At 51.2% G+C, this 652-nt stretch carries 2 protein-coding genes; one reads left to right on the top strand and one right to left on the bottom strand.

Annotated elements, in window-relative coordinates:
* On the top strand, positions 1-228 hold a 228-nt coding region (locus HKD31_RS15950), incomplete at its 5' end, for an efflux RND transporter permease subunit (RefSeq protein WP_194265715.1).
* Positions 229-254: 26 nt separating this feature from the next.
* Here the strand turns inward: HKD31_RS15950 and HKD31_RS15945 are convergent.
* A complete protein-coding gene (locus HKD31_RS15945) occupies positions 255-452 on the bottom strand; it encodes a hypothetical protein (RefSeq protein ID WP_010516885.1) in 198 nt (65 codons plus the stop codon).
* Positions 453-652: the final 200 nt, after the last annotated feature.

Here is a 652-nt window from a genome sequence, read left to right as displayed (position 1 = left end):
GTCGTCCCCGTACTCATGACATCGCTCGTTACGGCGCTTGGACTGGCGCCTCTGGCTGTTGATATGAATGCGCCTGGGCGGGAAATCGAAGGACCTATGGCAGCTGTCATTCTTGGAGGGCTCATGACATCAATGATACTTAACCTGTTTGTTTTGCCTATTCTTGCTGTCAAATTTGGTAGTTTTTCTGAAAACGAAACGGGAGTTCCGGAAACCTTGTTCAAGTGACAGGTATGGGCCACTGCTGCACAGAACTACTTGAAGATTATGTCCGATATGCCAATAGAACCCAGAATGAAAACTGCTTCCGTATCACGCTCGGCCACCATTCGGTCTGGCTCGACCTTCTGGTTGGGTTCGGAATTGCCTTCATGAATCTTGACGCTGTCCAGAAAATCTGGATTGCCGCCCGCACCGAACATCATCGTGTCAAGGCCGAAAACCGAAAGCATCGTTGCCCGATCCAAATGATTTATACTCCCTGCCCAGTGGCTTCGGGCGTGTCTTGCTACGGCCAACCTAAGCGCCTGTATTCTTGCTGGTTATTTCCCATAACGATCACCCCACTCTCGGCTCCAAGTGATAGCGGGGGACTGCGCGGACTATGTCCGTTATGCGAAAGGCGAGCCAACCCACTTTTATGTCCGACATG

Source organism: Gluconobacter potus (genome assembly GCF_015244705.1).
Taxonomy (GTDB): domain Bacteria; phylum Pseudomonadota; class Alphaproteobacteria; order Acetobacterales; family Acetobacteraceae; genus Gluconobacter; species Gluconobacter potus.
The sequence above is the reverse complement of the archived record's forward strand: the minus strand, read 5'-3'. Positions and strand labels throughout refer to the sequence as shown.